19 protein-coding genes, 1 tRNA gene and 1 riboswitch are annotated in these 18,129 nt (G+C 72.0%); of the genes, 13 read left to right on the top strand and 7 right to left on the bottom strand.

Going from position 1 to position 18,129, the window contains the following annotated elements:
• Window positions 1-489: 489 nt before the first annotated feature.
• Entirely contained in the window at window positions 490-1,794 is a 1,305-nt protein-coding gene (locus tag BLT82_RS30070; RefSeq protein ID WP_093660517.1) for an SGNH/GDSL hydrolase family protein, read from the top strand.
• Window positions 1,795-1,972: 178 nt separating this feature from the next.
• Here BLT82_RS30070 and bcp read toward each other — a convergent pair whose 3' ends face one another.
• On the bottom strand, window positions 1,973-2,440 hold the full coding sequence (gene bcp / locus BLT82_RS30065; protein ID WP_093660515.1) for a thioredoxin-dependent thiol peroxidase: 468 nt from the start codon (window positions 2,438-2,440) through the stop codon (window positions 1,973-1,975).
• A 127-nt stretch (window positions 2,441-2,567) separates the two neighbouring features.
• Between bcp and BLT82_RS30060 the strand changes: the two genes are divergently transcribed.
• From BLT82_RS30060 to BLT82_RS30050, 3 genes are all read left to right on the top strand, one after another.
• On the top strand, window positions 2,568-2,888 hold the full coding sequence (locus BLT82_RS30060) for a DUF3618 domain-containing protein (RefSeq protein WP_093660513.1): 321 nt from the start codon (window positions 2,568-2,570) through the stop codon (window positions 2,886-2,888).
• A gap of 55 nt (window positions 2,889-2,943) precedes the next feature.
• Complete coding sequence (locus BLT82_RS30055) at window positions 2,944-3,291, top strand: GroES family chaperonin (RefSeq protein WP_093660511.1); 348 nt, start codon at window positions 2,944-2,946, stop codon at window positions 3,289-3,291.
• A gap of 148 nt (window positions 3,292-3,439) precedes the next feature.
• A riboswitch (guanidine-III (ykkC-III) riboswitch) is annotated at window positions 3,440-3,509 on the top strand.
• Between the two features lie 34 nt (window positions 3,510-3,543).
• Window positions 3,544-3,864, top strand: a complete 321-nt coding sequence (locus BLT82_RS30050) for a DMT family transporter (protein ID WP_017948035.1) — start codon at window positions 3,544-3,546, stop codon at window positions 3,862-3,864.
• Window positions 3,865-3,961: 97 nt separating this feature from the next.
• Here the strand turns inward: BLT82_RS30050 and BLT82_RS30045 are convergent, their stop codons facing one another.
• Window positions 3,962-6,544: a transglycosylase domain-containing protein gene (locus tag BLT82_RS30045; RefSeq protein ID WP_244529741.1), complete on the bottom strand. Its 2,583-nt coding sequence runs from the start codon at window positions 6,542-6,544 to the stop codon at window positions 3,962-3,964.
• A 228-nt stretch (window positions 6,545-6,772) separates the two neighbouring features.
• Here BLT82_RS30045 and BLT82_RS30040 point away from each other — a divergent pair, with 228 nt between their 5' ends.
• The 7 genes from BLT82_RS30040 (at window position 6,773) to BLT82_RS30010 (ending at window position 11,731) form a co-directional block, all read left to right on the top strand.
• Window positions 6,773-7,573, top strand: a complete 801-nt coding sequence (locus BLT82_RS30040) for an ABC transporter permease (protein WP_093660509.1) — start codon at window positions 6,773-6,775, stop codon at window positions 7,571-7,573.
• Window positions 7,574-7,757: 184 nt separating this feature from the next.
• Complete coding sequence (locus tag BLT82_RS30035) at window positions 7,758-8,570, top strand: ABC transporter permease (protein ID WP_244529748.1); 813 nt, start codon at window positions 7,758-7,760, stop codon at window positions 8,568-8,570.
• Window positions 8,571-8,573: 3 nt separating this feature from the next.
• Window positions 8,574-9,578 (top strand): ABC transporter ATP-binding protein, encoded by a 1,005-nt coding sequence (locus BLT82_RS30030; RefSeq protein WP_093660507.1) that lies wholly within the window; start codon window positions 8,574-8,576, stop codon window positions 9,576-9,578.
• A gap of 26 nt (window positions 9,579-9,604) precedes the next feature.
• Window positions 9,605-10,315: a DUF1707 SHOCT-like domain-containing protein gene (locus tag BLT82_RS30025; RefSeq protein ID WP_093660505.1), complete on the top strand. Its 711-nt coding sequence runs from the start codon at window positions 9,605-9,607 to the stop codon at window positions 10,313-10,315.
• A 104-nt stretch (window positions 10,316-10,419) separates the two neighbouring features.
• On the top strand, window positions 10,420-11,070 hold the full coding sequence (locus tag BLT82_RS30020) for an HNH endonuclease signature motif containing protein (RefSeq protein ID WP_093660503.1): 651 nt from the start codon (window positions 10,420-10,422) through the stop codon (window positions 11,068-11,070).
• Window positions 11,067-11,603 (top strand): HNH endonuclease signature motif containing protein, encoded by a 537-nt coding sequence (locus BLT82_RS30015; protein WP_167746128.1) that lies wholly within the window; start codon window positions 11,067-11,069, stop codon window positions 11,601-11,603. Before BLT82_RS30020 ends, BLT82_RS30015 begins: the two co-directional genes overlap by 4 nt.
• Window positions 11,604-11,658: 55 nt before the next feature.
• Window positions 11,659-11,731, top strand: a tRNA-Leu gene (locus tag BLT82_RS30010).
• A 56-nt stretch (window positions 11,732-11,787) separates the two neighbouring features.
• Here BLT82_RS30010 and rdgB read toward each other — a convergent pair.
• From rdgB to BLT82_RS29990, 4 genes are all read right to left on the bottom strand, one after another.
• On the bottom strand, window positions 11,788-12,390 hold the full coding sequence (rdgB, locus tag BLT82_RS30005; RefSeq protein WP_093660501.1) for an RdgB/HAM1 family non-canonical purine NTP pyrophosphatase: 603 nt from the start codon (window positions 12,388-12,390) through the stop codon (window positions 11,788-11,790).
• 256 nt (window positions 12,391-12,646) lie between these two features.
• Window positions 12,647-13,024 carry a hypothetical protein gene (locus BLT82_RS30000; RefSeq protein WP_093660499.1) on the bottom strand — a complete coding sequence of 126 codons (378 nt, stop codon included), beginning with the start codon at window positions 13,022-13,024 and terminating at the stop codon, window positions 12,647-12,649.
• Between the two features lie 163 nt (window positions 13,025-13,187).
• Window positions 13,188-13,925 (bottom strand): ribonuclease PH, encoded by a 738-nt coding sequence (gene rph, locus BLT82_RS29995; RefSeq protein WP_093660497.1) that lies wholly within the window; start codon window positions 13,923-13,925, stop codon window positions 13,188-13,190.
• A gap of 145 nt (window positions 13,926-14,070) precedes the next feature.
• Complete coding sequence (locus BLT82_RS29990) at window positions 14,071-14,304, bottom strand: PTS sugar transporter subunit IIB (protein WP_093660495.1); 234 nt, start codon at window positions 14,302-14,304, stop codon at window positions 14,071-14,073.
• Between the two features lie 273 nt (window positions 14,305-14,577).
• Between BLT82_RS29990 and BLT82_RS29985 the strand changes: the two genes are divergently transcribed.
• Window positions 14,578-15,873: a PTS transporter subunit EIIC gene (locus tag BLT82_RS29985; protein ID WP_093660493.1), complete on the top strand. Its 1,296-nt coding sequence runs from the start codon at window positions 14,578-14,580 to the stop codon at window positions 15,871-15,873.
• 480 nt (window positions 15,874-16,353) lie between these two features.
• Window positions 16,354-17,628, top strand: a complete 1,275-nt coding sequence (locus BLT82_RS29980; RefSeq protein WP_093660491.1) for a PTS transporter subunit EIIC — start codon at window positions 16,354-16,356, stop codon at window positions 17,626-17,628.
• A gap of 81 nt (window positions 17,629-17,709) precedes the next feature.
• Here the strand turns inward: BLT82_RS29980 and BLT82_RS29975 are convergent, their stop codons facing one another.
• Entirely contained in the window at window positions 17,710-18,129 is a 420-nt protein-coding gene (locus tag BLT82_RS29975) for a universal stress protein (RefSeq protein WP_093660489.1), read from the bottom strand.

Raw genomic sequence — 18,129 nt, 5'->3', positions numbered from 1 at the left:
GCGGTCTCCCCCGGCCGCCCCGGCGGCCGCGGGCCGGTGCTCCCCACCTCCGGCGCCGTCCCCGTCGCCTTCGCCGCGCCGGTCCTGCGCGTCGCGACCGCCGTCCCCGCCGTGACCCGTTCGGCCCAACGCCCCCTCACGCCCGGAGCCGCCGTCCTCCGGGCCACCGGGACCGTGTCCCCATCCCTGCGCGTCGCCGTCCACACCACTGCCTCTCGCCCCTGCCGCCGGCCGGTCGCCGGCGCTCACCGCGCCGGCCGACGGCACCGCCGAGGCACGCGTGGCCTGGCCGTTCTCGGCCGGCGCACCCGGAGCGCGGCCCGGGCCGCCGTCGGCCGGATCCTCGCGCCCAGGTCGTTCAGTTCGCTTCATCGACTCCACCCGTCCGCGTACGCGAGGCTCCTACCCAACGGCCGTACGCCTTCTCCCTACCTGTGGTACTCCCGGGGCGCACGTCGAGTTCCCACGGCCATATCGGATGATGTGCTCATGAAAACCCAGCGGGCCGGATACGGCCTGTTCGCCGCACTCGTCGCCCTGACCCTGCTGATCTGCGGCGCGATCATCACCACATTCACCCTCCTCGGGCCGGACGACCGGCGGCAAGCGGCCCCAGGGGCCGGAACCGGCGGCCGGCCCGGCAACACGACGGCGCAGGCCGTGGGAACGGGAGGCTGGGCCGGGACGTGGTCCGCCGCACCCGGCAAGGCCGGGGTCGCCCCCGCCGGCGGGCACTCCGTACGGAACGTCGTCCACACCAGCCTCGGCGGCAGCGAGGCCAGGATCACCCTGTCGAACCTCTACGGGACCGAGCCGCTGCACATAGGCCGTGCGTCCATCGCCGTGGCCGCCGGAGGCGCCGCCGCCGTGCCCGGCAGTCTGCGCCCGGTGCTCTTCGACGGGCGCCGGTCCGTCACGGTGCCGCCGGGCGGCCACATCGTCGGTGACCCCGCCCCCCTCGCCGTTCCCGAGGACGGGCATCTGCTCGTCACCGTCTTCGTCCCGGCGCCCGGCGGCGGCACGGTCACCCTGCACGCCCGGGCACGCCAGACCTCGTACCTTGCCGAGGGCGACCGGACGCGCGACGCGGCCGCGGCCGCCTACACCCTGCCCACGTCCTCCTGGCACTACCTGACGGCCGTGGACGTCCGCAATCCGGCCGCGCGCGGCACGGTGGTCGCGCTCGGCGACTCGCTGACCGACGGCGCGGGCTCCACTCCCGACACCGACCGCCGCTGGACCGACCATCTGGCCGACCGGCTGCGTGCGGGCCGCTGGGGGTACGGCGTCGTCAACCAGGGCATCAGCGGCAACCGGCTCCTCAAGGACGGCATCGGCCCGAGCGGGCTGTCCCGCCTCGACCGCGACGTGGCCGAGCGGCCGGGTGCGCGGGTCGTCGTGATCGCCCTCGGCATCAACGACCTCCTGCGCCCGGCCGGTACGGCGGATCCGGCGGCGGTCACGGCCGGGCTGCGGAGTCTCGCCGAGCGGTCGCGGGCCCGTGGGCTGCGCGTGGTCGGAGCGACGCTCATGCCGTTCGAGGGGCACCCCCGCTACAGCCCGGCGCTCGACGCCGCCCGTCACGAGATCAACACGGCCATCCGCGCGGGAACGGTCTTCGACGCGGTCGTCGACTTCGACCGGGCCCTGCGCGACCCGTACGCCCCCGAGCGGCTCCACCCGGCGTACGACTCCGGGGACCATCTGCACCCGAACGACGCGGGGTACGAGCGGATGGCGCGCAGTGTGGACCTCTCCGTGCTGATAGGCGAACGGGCGGCGGCCCGCCTCTGAGACGGGCGGGGCCCCGGACCGGGCCCTGCCAGGTGCCGGAAACGGCCGGCAGGGCCGGGCGAGGGCCGGGCGGTTCGGCGCGCCCGTCCGCGCGCCGTACGCGGACCGCGGCGCCCCCGTCCGGGGGGAACGCCGGCCGGGTCCCGGCCGCTGAGGGACTCCGGCCGGCCGCGGTGCGTCAGAGGCCCAGATCCTTGATGATCTTCGCGACGTGGCCGGTGGCCTTCACGTTGTACAGGGCCCGCTCGACCTTGCCGTCCTCGTCCACGACGACCGTGGAGCGGATGACGCCCGTCACCGTCTTGCCGTAGAGCTTCTTCTCGCCGAACGCGCCGTACGACTCGAGGACCGCCTTCGACGGGTCGCCGACGAGCGTGACCCTGAGGTCCTCCTTCTCGCGGAACTTCGCGAGCTTCTCGGGCTTGTCCGGGGACACGCCGATGACGTCGTAGCCGGCGCCCGCCAGCAGGTCCAGGTTGTCGGTGAAGTCGCAGGCCTGCTTGGTGCAGCCCGGGGTCAGGGCCGCCGGGTAGAAGTAGACGATGACCTTGCGGCCCCTGTGGTCGGAGAGCGAGACCTCCTTGCCGTCCGCGTCGGGCAGGGTGAAGTCCGGGGCGGTGTCACCGGGCTGGAGTCGCTCGCTCATTCTCGGTTCTCCTCAGGGATGTGGACGTACGGCACCGAGCGTAATAGGGGTGCCGTGGGGTGCGGTCCGCGTCGAGCTGACAGACTGTCGAGGAAGGTTTACCGGATACGACGACGGAGGCGGCGCGGTGTCGGACGCCAGGACCCCTGCGCAGATCGAGGCGGACATCGTCCGCCGGCGCGAGCAGCTCGCCGAGACGCTCGACGAGATCGGGGTGCGGATGCACCCGAAGACGATCATCGGGGACGCGAAGGCCAGGGTCGCCTCGACCGTGGACCAGACCGCCGGGCGGGCGTTCGTGGCCGCCAATCGCGTGGTGACCGATGTGAAGAACCGGTTCGTGCACCCGGACGGAGCGCCCCGGCTGGAGCGCGCCGTACCGGTGGCGCTGGCCGTCGTGGGCATGGCCGGGCTGCTGGTCCTGGCCGTCAGGAAGCGGAAGGCGTGACCCCGCTCCACCCCGGCGGCGGCCGGAGCGGCGTTCGGCAGGTAAGTTCGATGTCGTGAGCGACAACACCCTCGGCAAGCACGACAAGCTGCCCATCAAGATGCTGCACGACCGGGTCCTGGTCCGGTCGGACGCCCCCGAGGGCGAGCGGCGGTCCGGTGGCGGCATTCTGATTCCGGCGACCGCGGCGGTCGGCCGGCGTCTGGCCTGGGCGGAAGTGGTCGCCGTCGGTCAGAACGTCCGTACGGTCGAGGCCGGTGACCGCGTGCTGTACGACCCGGAGGACCGCGCCGAGGTCGAGGTGCGCGGCGTGGCGTACGTGCTGATGCGCGAGCGCGATCTGCACGCCGTCGCGGCGGACCGCTTCGAGGGCGCCGAGGACTCGACGGGGCTGTACCTGTAGCGGGCCGGCCGGGAGCCGGCCGCACCGGGACCGGTCCCGGTGCGCGCGGTCCGGCGCCCGCCCGAGTTCCCGGACGAACCGCGCGGCCCGGCGGCGGCAGCGGCCTCACGGCAGGAAAAGGCCTGGTGAAACCGATCACCAGGCCTTCCTCATGCCTTTGCTACGGTGGGGCCCACCCGACGAGACGCGCCGTACCGGGCAGGCAAAGACGACGCACCCCGCATCGAAGTCCGCGTCTCGGAGGTGCCTGTCATGGCCTGGGTCCTGCTCGTTCTCGCCGGTCTGCTCGAGGTCGGCTGGTCGATCGGCATGAAGTTCACGGAGGGGTTCACCCGGCTCTGGCCGAGCGTGTTCACCGCCGCCGGAATCGTCGCCAGCATGCTGCTGCTGTCCCACGCGGCGAGGACGCTGCCCATCGGCACCGCTTACGGAGTCTGGGTCGGCATCGGGGCGGCCGGAGCCGCGATCGTGGGGATGGCCGTCCTCGGCGAGCCCGCGACCGCCGCCCGGATCTTCTTCGTGGTCCTGCTCCTGGTCGCCGTGGTCGGCCTGAAGGCGACCTCCGGCCACTGAAGCCCGCCGCTCGCCGCACGCTCGGCGACGGGCGCCACCGCCCCGGGACGGTGGCGCGGTCGCGGACGGGCGACACGACCCCGGACGGGCCGCGCGGTCATGGACCGTCGGGGAACACCCCCCAGCCGTCCGTGCCGCCCGTTCCGCCCATCCCCTGCGGGCCGCTCTCGTCCACTCCGCCGCCGGTGGCGCCCCGGGTACCGCCGCCCTGTGCCCCGCCGCCCCGGTCGGCGCCACCGACCGGCCCGCCCGTCGCCGAGCCGCCGGTCCGACCTGCCGCGGGCGGCCGGCTACCGGTGGTTCCGCCCGCCGGCGGAGTGCCGCCGTCGGACGGAATCCCGCCGTTCGTCGGGCGACCGGTGCCCGCCCCGTTCGACGGCGGCGCCGAGCCTCCGGCGGAACGGCCCTCGTCGATACGGCCGTCGCCCGTACCGCCCTCGCCCCCGCCCGGCCCGGCGAGGTCGTCGCCGGGCCCGCCCGGCTCGTCGGCCGGGTAGAACTCCTCCTCCGCGCCGTCGGCGATCGTCAGGTCGAAGTCCTCCGCCTCCCTGCCGGCCAGCGCGGCCGCCGTGAACTCGCCCCAGATCGCCGCGGGCACCCCGCCGCCGTTGATCCTCGGCAGGCCCAGGGCCCCGTAGAGCGACTTCTGCACACCGGTGTCGGGGTCCTGGCCCATGACGGCGACGACGGTCGCCAGATCGGGCGTGTAGCCGGCGAACCAGGCGGCCTTGTCTCCCTCCGCCGTGCCCGTCTTCCCCGCCGCGGGCCGCCCGGCGGACAGCGCCGCCATGCCCGACCCCTGCCGCACCACGCCCATCAGCACGGACGTGGTGGTGTCCGCGGCCTCGCGGCTGATGACCTGTCTGGCCGGCGTCTCGGACAGCTCCAGTTCCATGCCGTCCTTGGTGATGCGCTCGACCAGCGTGTACGTGCCGTGCCGGCCGTGGTTGGCGAGCGTCGCGTACGCCTCGGCCATGTCCAGCACGCTCGCGGTCGCCACGCCGAGGGCGATGGACGGAGTCGCCGTCAGATCCGGGGTGCCCTCCGGGACTCCGAGGGCGATGGCCGTCTCCCGCACCCGGCGCGGGCCGACGTCCTGTGCGAGCTGCGCGTACACCGAGTTGACCGAGTGGTCCGTGGCCAGGCGCACGCTCACCGGACCGTAGGAGACGTTGTCCTCGTTCTCCGGCGCGTAGCCGGTCGGGCCGTACCTGCCCTGCACCTGGCGGCGGTCCGTGCCGTCGTAGAGCGTGTTGGGGGTGATCCGGCGGCCGTCCTGGGTCAGCGAGCCGTTCTCGACGGCCGCGGCCAGCACGAACGGCTTGAACGTCGAACCGACCTGGTAGTCACGCCGGGTGGCGTTGTTGACGTACTGCTTGGTGTAGTCGATCCCCCCGTACATGGCGACGACCCTGCCGCTCGCCGGGTCGATCGACGCTCCCCCGACGCGGACGTTGCGGTCGGCGGCACGGCCGGGATCGCGCCGCGACATCACGTGCCGGTCGACGGCGGCGGCGAAGGCGTCCTGCTTCTTCCGGTCCAGGGTGGTGGTGATCCGGTAGCCGCCGCGTGCCAGGGTCTTCTCGTCGACGATCCCGTTGCTCGTGATCCAGTCCTCGACTGCCTGGACGATGTAGCCGCGCTGTCCGGACAGCCCCGACGCGGGACCCGCCGTCTGCGGCATCGGGAAGATCATGGTGGCCCGCTCGGAGAGGGGCAGCCAGCGCTCCGTCACCATGCCGTCGAGCGTGTAGTTCCAGCGGGCGAGCGCCCTGGGCCGGTTCTCGGGGTGGGCGGCGACGTCGTAGGCGCTGGGAGCGTTGAGCAGCGAGGCCAGGTAGGCGCCCTCGGCGGTGTCGACCGCGCTGACGTCCTTGCCGTAGTAGGCGTGGGCGGCGGCCTGGATGCCGTACGCGTTGCGGCCGAAGTAGCTGGTGTTGAGGTAGCCCTCCAGGATGCCGGACTTGGTCTCCTCCCGGTCGAGCTTGATCGCGATGAAGAACTCCTTCACCTTGCGGGTGACCGTCTGCTCCTGGCCCAGGTAATAGTTCTTGACGTACTGCTGGGTGATGGTGGAGCCGGACTGCTTCCCCTTGCCGGTGACGGTGTTCCACGCCGCGCGGACCATCGCCTGTGGATCGACGGCCCGTTCGGAGTAGAAGTCGCGGTCCTCGGCGGCGAGCACCGCGTGCTGGACGGACAGGGGGATCTGGGAGAGCCGGACGCTCTGCCTGTTGACCTCGCCGTCACGGGCGATCTGCGTGCCGTCCTTGTAGAGGTACACGTTCGACTGGGCCGTCGCCGCCGAGTTGGCCGGCGGAATGTCGACCAGCAGGTAGCCGGCGACGAACCCGCCCAGCAGTACGAGGACGAACAGCACGGACGCACCGAGCACCGTCCGCCAGGTGGGGACGACGCGCCGCAGGCCGGTACGCCGGGAGCGGGTGCGGCCGGGGCGGGACTTCGCGGCCCGCTCCCCTCCCCGGCTCCCCCCGGTGCCGTCCCCTCCGTCCCGGTCCGCGAGCCCGTGCCCCTCCCGGTCCGTGCCCGTGTCCCGGCTCCCCCGGCCGGTCCCGCCGTGCCGCGCCTCCACGCCCTCCTCGCGCGGCGGGCCGGGCACCGGGCCGACGGCCGTCGGTTCCCTCGGGCCCCGGCGCTGCTGCTGTGGATCGTGACTCATGTCCGTGGAGACTCCTCGGCCCCAGCCCGGAGGAACACCCCGGCCTCAAGGTGACAATTCGGGCGATTCGCTTGGTGTGCCCATACTGCACTTCCCACCCCCTCGCCCCCCGGACCCCCGCCCGAAATACGGTCGCGGCGGCCGGTCCCCTGAGCTAGGGTCATGCGCTTTGGCGCGTCCGCCCCGGACGCGGACATCCAGCGACGATTCCTGCCGAAGGAGGCTGTGGTGCGGCTCTACGCAGTCGTCGCGGCAGGTGGATTCCGGCGCTATGCGACGTACCGGGTGGCGACGGCGGCGGGCGTCTTCACCAACACCGTCTTCGGCTTCATCATGGCCTACACCTATATCGCCCTCTGGGACGAACGCCCGCAGCTCGGCGGCTACGACCTCTCCCAGGCGGTCACCTATGTATGGCTCGGCCAGGCCCTGCTGATGACCTGCGCCATGATGGGCGGCGGCTTCGAGGACGAACTCATCGAACGCATCCGCACCGGCGACATCGCCATCGACCTCTACCGCCCCGCCGACCTCCAACTGTGGTGGCTCGCAGGCGACCTGGGCCGCGCCGCCTTCCACCTCCTCGGCCGCGGCGTCGTCCCCCTGCTGCTCGGCGCGCTCGCCTTCGACCTCGCGCTGCCCGCCTCACCCCTCCCCTGGCTGGCCTTCCTCACCGCCGTGCTCCTGGGAGTCGTCGTCAGCTTCGCCCTCCGCTACCTCGCCGCCCTGTCGGCGTTCTGGCTGATGGACGGCGCCGGCGTCCTCCAGATCACCTGGCTGGCCGGGCTGTTCTTCTCCGGCATGCTGCTGCCGCTCACCCTCTTCCCCGGCGCCCTCGGCGAACTCGCCCGGCTCCTGCCGTGGTCCTCGCTCCTCCAGATCCCCGCCGACGTACTCCTCGGCAAACGCACCGGCTGGGGGCTCGTCCACGCCTACGCCTTCCAGGTGGGCTGGGCCGCCGCGCTCCTCGGCGCCGGCCGGCTCGTGCAGTCGGCCGCGACGCGGAGGGTGGTGGTCCAGGGTGGATGAACGACCGCGGACCGGCGGCAGCCCCGACCCCGGCACCCCGCCGCGAACGGCCGGCGGACGCCCGTACGCCGACGGCCCCGGCACGGCCGGACCACCCCCGCCCACCGGACACCTCCGACAGGCCGACGGCCCGCGCCCCGCCGAACACCAGCGGCCCACCGAGCACCCGCGCCCCGCCGACCGCCTGCGCACCCTTCGGTCCGGGCTGCGCGTCTACGGACTCATCGCCGCCATGTGGATGCGCTCCACCATGACCTACCGCGCGTCCTTCGCCATAACCGCCCTCGGGAACCTCGCCGCCACGTCCTTCGACTTCGTCGTCATCCTGCTGATGTTCACGCACGTCGACAGCCTCGCCGGATACAGCCTGCCGGAGATCGCCCTCCTCTACGGAGCGGCCGGAACCGCCTTCGGCCTCGCCGACCTCGCCATGGGCTCCATGGACAGGCTCGGACGACGCGTACGCGACGGAACGCTCGACACCCTCCTCGTGCGGCCCGCCCCCGTACTCGCCCAGGTCGCCGCCGACCGCTTCGCCCTCCGCCGCCTCGGCCGCATCACCCAGGGCCTGCTGGTCCTCGGCTACGCCCTCCTCACCCTCGACATCGCATGGACCCCGCTGAAGGCCGCCATGGTGCCGATGATGCTGCTCAGCGGGGCGGCGATCTTCGCATCCATGTTCGTCGCCGGAGCGGCCTTCCAGTTCGTCGCACAGGACGCCGCCGAAGTGCAGAACTCCTTCACCTACGGCGGCAACACCCTGCTCCAGTACCCGCCCACGGTCTTCGCGAAGGACCTCGTGCGGGGCGTCACCTTCGTCGTACCGCTCGCCTTCGTCAACTGGCTGCCCGCGCTCCACGTCCTCGGCCGCCCCTATCCGCTCGACCTGCCCCACTGGCTCGCCTTCACGCCCCCGCTCGTCGCCGCCCTGTGCTGCGCGCTCGCCGGAGCGGCGTGGCGGGCCGGTCTCCGTACGTACCGCAGCACCGGGAGCTGAACCGTGACCGAGGAAGCCACCGACACCGCAGAGCCCGTCCGGACCGCGGACCTGATCGAGCTGGAAGGCGTGGAGAAGGTCTTCGACGTACGCCGCAGAACGGGCCTGGTGCGCCGCGAGAAGACACGGGTACGGGCCGTCGACGGCATCAGCTTCACCGTGCCGCGCGGCGAGATGGTCGGCTACATCGGCCCCAACGGCGCCGGGAAGTCCACCACCATCAAGATGCTGACGGGCATTCTGACCCCCAGCGGAGGACGGCTGCGCGTCGCCGGGATCGACCCCTCACGCGAACGCACCCGCCTCGCCCGGCGCATCGGCGTCGTCTTCGGACAGCGCACGACACTCTGGTGGGACCTGCCGCTCATCGACTCGTACCGGCTCGTGCACCGCATGTACCGGATCCCGGACGCCCGCTACCGGCAGAACCTGGAACGCTGCGTCGAACTGCTGGACCTCGGCGCCCTGCTGGACGTCCCCGTGCGGCAACTCTCCCTCGGGCAGCGCATGCGCGGCGACATCGCCGCGGCCCTCCTGCACGACCCCGAGGTGCTCTACCTCGACGAACCCACCATCGGTCTCGACGTCGTCTCCAAGGCCAAGGTGCGCGAGTTCCTGCGCGACCTCAACACCGAACGCGCGACGACCGTCCTGCTCACCACCCACGACCTCACCGACATCGAGCAACTCTGCAAGCGCGTCATGGTCATCGACCACGGACGGCTCGTCTACGACGGCACCCTCGCCGGACTCCACGAGGTCGCGCCGGGCGAACGCACCCTCGTCGTCGACCTCGATCGCCGGCTCCCGCCCATCGAGGTCGCGGGCGCGCGGCCGGTACGGGTCGAGGGCCCGCGCCAGTGGCTCGCGTTCCCCGCCTCCGCGTCGGCGGCACCGATCGTCGCCGCCCTCGCCGCCGACTACCCGCTGGTGGACCTGTCGGTGCGGGAGCCCGACATCGAGTCCGTGATCGCGAAGATGTACGCGGAGCGTCCGACGGCGCCGTGAGCGCCCCGATTGACTAGGCTGATCGTATGACGAGCGACCTTCCGGACATGCGGGCCTCCGACGCCGAGCGGGAGCGGATCGCCGAACGGCTGCGGGACGCCGTCGCCGAGGGCCGCCTCGACATGGAAGAGTTCGAGGAACGGCTCGACGCCGCCTACCGGGCCCGTACGCACGGGGAACTGGAACCTCTCGTACGCGATCTCCCGGTACCCGGCGGCAGCCCGGCACCACTCGCCGCCCCGCCGGCCACCGCCGCGGCCGGCACCGTCGACTACACCCGGCGCACCGGCCAACCTCCCACCTCGAAGGGCGCGTTCGCGTTCTGGAGCGGCTTCGGCCGCAAGGGCACCTGGACCGTGGCCCGCAGGTTCACCGCCGTCGTCCTGCAAGGCGGCGGCGAGATCGACCTGCGGGACGCCAACTTCGAGGACCGCGACATCGTCATCCGCTGCTTCACCGTCATGGGCGGCATCCAGGTCACCGTGCCCCCGGACATGCACGTCGACGTCAGGGGCTTCGGCTTCATGGGCGGCTTCGGCGAGGCGGGCTCCGGCGGCGACCCGGACGACATCGCCCCCGGCTCCCCCCGCGTGACCGTCACCGGCTTCGCCCTCATGGGCGGCGTCGGCGTCGAACGCAAGCTCCGCAAGGCCGACAAGCAGCGCCTGAAGGAGGCCCGGCGCCGGGAGCGCCTGGAGAAGCGCGAGAGCGGTGGGACGAAGGACGAGCTGGAGTAGCCGTCCACTCCCTGGAGGCGAACACCCGCGTGACCGTCCGATCGCCGGTTCGTTACTCCGTACGAGGCAACGAACACACGGCCGGTACGGAGGGGGCGCTGCGCATGCCGGTGAGCCCGTACACACGAGAACGCCTGTCGGAGGCGGCAAGGACGTCGCGGACGCTGTCGGAGGCGCTGGGGAAGCTGGGGGTGGAGGCGAGGGGGGCTTCGCGGTCGTACATCCGAGCCCGTATGAAGCGGATGGGCGTGGACACCTCGCACTTCGAGCGGGAGGGAGTGCGGTGGACGAAGGACGTCCTCGAACCCGTGGTCCGGGCGTCGACCAGCGTGACCGAAGTCCTGCGCCGGCTCGGCCTGGACGTGGTCGGCGGCCACCACACGAACATCGGTCGGCGCATCCGCGCCTACGGCATAGACACCTCGCACTTCGGGGCGCCGTCGAGGGCGGGCGCGGGCCGGGGCCCGGCGGCGCCCGGAGGGCTTCTCGTGGAGCAGCCTCCAGAGCATTCCCGGCGGACGGCCGGCCGCCGTCTGCGTCGAGCCCTGGTCGAGTCGGGCGTGCCTGAGCGGTGCGCGCTATGCGGGACCGGACCCGAGTGGTGCGGCCGCCCGCTGCCGCTGGAGGTCGACCACATGGACGGCAACTGGCGCGACAACCGACCCCATAACCTGCGACTGCTCTGCCCCAACTGCCACTCGGTGACGGACACCTACCGGGGACGCGGCAAAGCCCGGCGCCCGGTGCCCTCATGAATCGGGAAGCCCGCGGCATCGGCGTGCCGGATCCACCGCGACGCGCCTACCGCAGGGCGGACGACCGGCCCACGGCGGCGGACCTGGCCACAGCTGTCAGCGCCTCGTGCTCGATGGCCGCGGTGCTGCGCCGCCTGTCGCGGCCCGACAACACCAGTCAGCGCACGAACCTGAAGCGGTGGATCGCCGACGACGGTCTCAGTACCGCCCACTTCCTCGGCCAGGCGCACATGAAGGGCAGACCCGGAACCGTCCCCGCACGACGTGCCGCGGACGTCCTGGTGAAGAGGGAAACGGGGCGGCGCACCAGAACCGCGCACCTGCGGCGCGCGCTCCGGGAGATCGGGGTACCCGACGAGTGCGCCGGGTGCGGCTCCGGCCCCGAATGGCTCGGCCGGCCCTTGACCCTCGAGGTCGATCACATCAACGGCGACCGGCTGGACGATCGCGCCGACAACCTGCGGCTGCTGTGCCCCAACTGCCACGCGACCACCGCCACATGGTGCCGGGGCGGCCGACGCCCCGGCCTCTGAAGGGCCTCTCCGCACCGGATACCGACTGTGCCCAGTACAGTGGGCGCGGAGACGGGCGCCCGTACGCCAAGGGCTGAGCGGCGATCTTTAGGTGGTCGTGTTTGTCGGTTCGAATCCGACCGGGCGCACCTCGACCGAGGGCCCGGCTCGCACCCCGCGAGTCGGGCCTTCGTCCTTGCGGAGCTCAGGCCAGCAGCTCCCGGACCACCGGCACCAGGGCCCGGAACGCCTTCCCGCGGTGGCTGATCGCGTTCTTCTCCTCCGGGCTCAGCTGCGCGCACGTCCGCGTCTCGCCGTCCGGCTGGAGGATCGGGTCGTAGCCGAAGCCGTTCGTGCCGGCCGGGGCGTGGCGCAGGGTGCCTCGCAGGCGCCCCTCGACGACGCGTTCCGTGCCGTCGGGGAGGGCCAGGGCTGCCGCGCAGGCGAAGTGCGCGGCGCGGTGTTCCTCGGCGATGTCGGAGAGCTGGGCGAGGAGCAGTTCGAGGTTGGCCGTGTCGTCGCCGTGGGTGCCGGACCAGCGGGCGGAGAAGATGCCCGGGGCGCCTCCCAGGACGTCGACGCAGAGGCCGGAGTCGTCGGCGACGGCCGGGAGGCCGGTGGCCTGGGCCAGGGCGTGTGCCTTGAGCAGGGCGTTCTCGGCGAAGGTGACGCCGGTTTCCTTGACGTCGGGGATGTCGGGGTAGGCGTCGGCGCCGACGAGTTCGTGGCTGAGGCCTGCGTCGGCGAGGATCGCGTGGAGCTCGGTGATCTTCCCGGGATTGCGGGTGGCGAGGATCAGGCGGGTCATGCGCCCAGTATCGCCGCGCCGGTGAGGGCGAGGGCGCCGTGGGTGGTGTCCACGGCGCCCGGTGGGGGCTCGGCGCCCGCTGGGGAGGTGCGGACCTCGCCGGTTCGGCGCCCGGTGGAGGGTTCGGCCCCCGATGGGGGTTCGGCGCCCGCTCGGGAAGTGCGGAGGCCGCCCGCGTCGGTCGCGGCCCGGGGTGGGCGGAGGCCGCCCGGGTCGGTCGCCCGGGGTGGGCGGAGACCGCCGGATCGGCGTCGGCTCAGGAGGTGCAGACCTTGCCGAGTTCGGTGGCGGCGTCGGTGACCGGCTTGATGTCCGGGGTGGCGTCGCCGTTCTCGACGGACGTGCGGACGTTCTCGACTCCCTTGGAGAGGTCGTCGACGGCCTTGGAGAGGTCGGCGTTGTCCGTGGTGTCCTTGAGGTTGCCGAGTTCCTTGTCGATGTCGTTGAGGGCTTCGGTCAGCTGTGTGGGGTCATCGGAGGCGGTGCCGACGGCCTGGGAGAGCCTGTCGACGCTGGTGGCTATGGCGTCGGCGGTCTTGACGCAGTCCAGAGCCTTGTCGACGGCACCGCAGCCGACGGCTCCGGTGAGCGCGACGGCGGTGACGACGGCGAGTGCGATACGGCGGCTGCGCATGGAGCAGTCCCTCCCCTGTTCTCGGACGGGCGTACGGTTCGGCCCGTACGCCCGTACCTGCTGTGACGCCGGCAGTGGCGTTCTTGGTTGCTTCTTTACCTTCGGAGGACGGCGACGCCCCGGGCCCCTCGCCGAGGGTGCGTCTCTCGGCGGGGGTCGCGGCTCACTCGCCGGCGCTGGTGGCGAGGGCGGCGGTCTGGAGAGCGGCGAGGTCGGCGCAGCCGCCGGTGGCGAGGTCGAGGAGGGCGTTGAGTTCCTTGCGGTCGAAGGGCTCGGCCTCGGCGGTGCCCTGGACCTCGACGAAGCGGCCGTCGCCGGTGCAGACGACGTTCATGTCGGTCTCGGCGCGGACGTCCTCCTCGTAGCAGAGGTCGAGGAGGGGGGTGCCGTCGACGATGCCGACGGAGACGGCGGCGACGGTGCCGGTGAGGGGCTTGCGGCCGGCCTTGACGAGCTTGTTCGCCTGGGCCCATGCGACGGCGTCGGCGAGGGCGACGTAGGCGCCGGTGATGGCGGCGGTGCGGGTGCCGCCGTCGGCCTGGAGGACGTCGCAGTCGAGGACGATGGTGTTCTCGCCGAGGGCCTTGTAGTCGATGACGGCTCGCAGGGACCGGCCGATGAGGCGGGAGATCTCGTGGGTGCGGCCGCCGATCTTGCCGCGGACGGATTCGCGGTCGCCGCGGGTGTTGGTGGAGCGGGGCAGCATGGAGTACTCGGCGGTGACCCAGCCTTCGCCGCTGCCCTTGCGCCAGCGCGGGACGCCTTCGGTGACCGAGGCGGTGCAGAAGACCTTGGTGTCGCCGAAGGAGATGAGGACGGAGCCCTCTGCGTGCTTGCTCCATCCGCGTTCGATGGTGACGGGGCGGAGCTGTTCGGGGGTGCGGCCGTCGATACGAGACATGTGGGGAGCCTATCCGTACGCGCGTGAGGGGCCCGTTCCGGTGTGGAAAGGGCCCCTCACGGGTGAGACCTTCCGGGGTGGACCGGGGTCCGCCGTCAGTGGTGCGGTCTCTCGCGGGTGAGCGGGGAGGCGGCTCGCGCGGGGGTCACATCATGTCTTCGATGTCGGCGGCGATGGGGTCGGCGTCGGTGCCGATGACGACCTGGATGGCGGTGCCCATCTTGACGACGCCGTGGGCGCCGGCGGCCTTCAGCGCGGCCTCGTCGACCTTGCTCGGGTCCACGACCTCGGTGCGGAGGCGGGTGATGCAGCCCTCGACTTCTTCGATGTTGTCGATACCGCCGAGCCCGGCGACGATCTTCTCAGCCTTGCTGGCCATGTCCTTCTCCCTGCTTTCGAGAGGCCCGTTCGGGGCGCTCAGCGCTGCCTCGGCCCACCATCGGTCCGTTTCGTCACGGTAATGCACGGTTGGCCCATCTTCATGGGCGAGTGACCGCCACCTGTCGAATGATGACGATCACCGGCGACCCGCTTCCACGACGGACCTCGGTCGGACCACGGGGGGAAATCCGGGTCGACCCGAGCCGTACGAAAACTGGTCTACACCAGTCTGCAACACCTGCCAAACCAGGCGACTTCCGGGAGGACGCCGATGAGCACCGAGAGCGCGGCCGTACCGCGGCCGTCATGGCGGCACAGGTCGTTCCAGGGGCTCCAGAAGATGGGGCGCAGCCTGCAGCTCCCCATCGCCGTGCTGCCCGCGGCCGGCATCCTCAACCGGCTCGGCCAGCCGGACGTCTTCGGTGACCAGGGGCTCGGCTGGACGAACCTCGCCAAGGTGATGGACGGCGCCGGCGGCGCGTTGCTGGACTCCGGCCTCGGGCTGCCGATGCTCTTCTGCGTGGGTGTCGCGATCGGCATGGCGAAGAAGGCGGACGGCTCGACGGCGCTCGCCGCGGTGGCGGGTTTCCTCGTGTACTACGGCGTGATCCGGGAGTTCCCGGAGGAGTGCATCGACCCCACGACCCCCGTGGCCACCGGCTGCCAGGCGGTGGACGGTTCGATCACGGCCTTCACGTACCAGAATCCCGGGGTCTTCGGCGGGATCGTGATGGGTCTGATGACCGCCTACATCTGGCAGCGCTACCACCGCACGAAGCTGGTGGACTGGCTCGGCTTCTTCAACGGCCGCCGGCTGGTCCCGATCATCATGTCGTTCGTCGCGATCGCGTTCGCGGCGATCTGCCTGTGGGTCTGGCCGCCGATCGGCGGGGCGCTGGAGAGCTTCAGCAACTGGCTGCAGGACCTGGGGTCGTGGGGCGCCGGCATCTTCGGGGTGGCGAACCGTGCGCTGCTGGTGGTGGGGCTGCACCAGTTCCTGAACGTGCCGCTGTGGTTCCAGTTCGGCTCGTACACCAAGCCGGACGGCACGGTGGTGCACGGTGACATCAACATGTTCCTGAACGGGGACCCGAACGCGGGCCTGTTCACCACGGGCTTCTTCCCCATCATGATGTTCGCGCTGCCGGCCGCGGCGCTGGCGATCACGCACTGTGCGAAGCCGCACCGGCGCGCCGAGGTGGGCGGTCTCATGATGTCGGCGGCGCTGACGTCGTTCGTCACGGGCATCACGGAGCCGCTGGAGTACTCGTTCATGTTCGTCGCCCCCGTGCTGTACGCGATCCACGCGGTGCTCACGGGCGTCTCGATGGCCGTGACCTGGACGCTGGGCGTGAAGGACGGCTTCTCGTTCTCGGCGGGCTTCATCGACTACGTGATCAACTGGGGTCTGGCGACGAAACCGTGGCTGATCGTCCCGATCGGCCTGGGCTTCGCGGCGGTGTACTACGCGATCTTCCGCTTCGCGATCACCAAGTTCGACATCAGGACGCCGGGGCGCGAGCCGGACGAGATCGGAGACGAGCTGGAGCGCGAGGTCACCAAGTAGCGGGCGCGGGGCGGAGCGCCGCCCCGCCCACGACCTCGCCCACCGCGGCCGGAGCCGCCGACCGCACGGCGGGCGACGCGCGGCGGGCGAAGGCAGCCGCCCACGGACGCCGGGGGACCGGCGGCGGCACACGGACACGGCGCACCGGCCGGCGGGCGCCCGAGGGGCCGGGGCCGGGCGGCGGCCGCCCGCGGGGGCCCGGACCGGGCGGCGCGCGTCGGGCGGCGGGGGCTTCCGGGCGGCGCCGACGGGGCTCCGACCGGGGCTCCTACGGGGGCTCCGGCAGGGGTGACACGGAGGGCTCTCGGCCCATGACCGAGACCTCGAGAATCGCAGGTTCCTTATCTTTCCCTCACGTGCTACAACTGGTCTACACCTCTGACTGGTGTAGACCATGCGGTCCATACCACCGCATCCCCTGAGACGCCGCCGTCCCCCTCTTCCCCCGGCCGGGCGGCGCCTTGCCCACTGGAGGAAGTTGTGACCACGGCCACCGTCGACACGGCGCCACCCGCCAAGAAATGGGGCTCCGGCCTGTTCCAGGGCCTGCAGAAGGTGGGCCGCAGCCTGCAGCTGCCCATCGCCGTGCTGCCGGCGGCGGGCATCCTGCTGCGCCTCGGCCAGCCCGATGTCTTCGGCAAGGACGGCCTCGGCTGGGACAAGGTCGCCTCGGTGTTCGCCACCGCCGGTGACGCCGTCTTCGCCAACCTGCCCCTGCTGTTCTGCATAGGCGTCGCGATCGGCTTCGCCAAGAAGTCGGACGGGTCCACCGCGCTGGCGGCCCTCGTCGGCTTCCTCGTCTACAAGAACGTCCTCACCGCGTTCCCGGTGACCGAGGCCGTGGTCAACACCACCGCCAACAAGGGCGTCGACGTCGCCGCGACCTACAACAACCCCGGCGTCCTCGGCGGCATCATCATGGGTCTGCTCTCCGCGGTCCTGTGGCAGCGCTACCACCGCACGAAGCTGGTGGACTGGCTCGGCTTCTTCAACGGCCGGCGCCTCGTGCCGATCATCATGGCCTTCGTCGGCGTCATCGTCGGCGTGTTCTTCGGCCTCGTCTGGGAGCCGATCGGCAACGTCATCTCCGACTTCGGCGCGTGGATGACCGGCCTGGGCGCCGGCGGCGCCGGACTGTTCGGCCTCATCAACCGCGCGCTGATCCCGATCGGCATGCACCAGTTCGTGAACACCGTCGCCTGGTTCCAGATCGGCGACTTCACGAACGCCGCCGGCGAGGTCGTCCACGGCGACCTGCACCGCTTCTTCGCCGGTGACCCGGAGGCCGGTCTGTTCATGACGGGCTTCTTCCCGATCATGATGTTCGGTCTCCCGGCCGCCGCTCTGGCCATCGCACACACGGCACGCCCGGAGCGCCGCAAGGCCGTCACCGGCATGATGCTCTCGCTCGCCCTGACGTCGTTCGTCACCGGTGTGACCGAGCCGATCGAGTTCTCGTTCATGTTCATCGCGCCGCTGCTGTACGCGATCCACGCTCTTCTCACCGCCATCTCGATGGCCGTGACCTGGGCGTTCGGCGTCCACGCGGGCTTCACCTTCTCCGCCGGCCTGATCGACCTGGGCCTGGGCTGGAACAAGGCGACGAGTCCATGGCTGATCATCCCGATCGGCCTGTGCTTCGCGGTCGTCTACTACGTGGTCTTCCGCTTCGCGATCACCAAGTTCAACCTGCCGACGCCGGGCCGCGAGTCCGACGAGGAGCTGGCCGAACTCGAGAAGGCCGAGGCGAAGTAGCCCGCCGCGGCCGATGCGCCCGCAGGCCCCCGCTCTCCCGTCCGGAGCGCGGGGGCCTGCGGCCGTTCACCGGCCCGCCGCTCAGCCGTCCTCCGCCGGCACGCACAGCACCGGGACCCGCGAGATGTGCAGCAGCTTGTGCGGGGTCGAGCCCAGGAGGGCGCCGCGCAGCGGGCTCTCGCCGTAACTGCCGACGACGATGACGCGGGCGTCGTGGCGGTCGGCCGCGTCGAGCAGTGCCTCCGCCGGCTTCCGGTCGAGGATCTCCACCGCCGTGGGTACGCCCGCGTCGTCGGCCGCAGCGACCGCGTGCGCGAGGGCGGCCCTGCCGGACTGGCGGATGGCCTCCAGATGCGTGCGGTACTCCTCGCCGAGCGCGCCCGGGGGCGCCGCGCCGAAGACCAGGACGAGCGGCTCGCCGAAGGCGGCGGCCACCTCGATGGCCACCCGCAGCGCCCGCACCGAGCCGGGTGACTCGTCGTATCCGAGGACGACGGCCAT

Origin of the sequence: Streptomyces wuyuanensis (assembly GCF_900103455.1) — a bacterium.
GTDB lineage: Bacteria > Actinomycetota > Actinomycetes > Streptomycetales > Streptomycetaceae > Streptomyces > Streptomyces wuyuanensis.
This window is presented reverse-complemented; position numbering and strand designations above follow the sequence as displayed.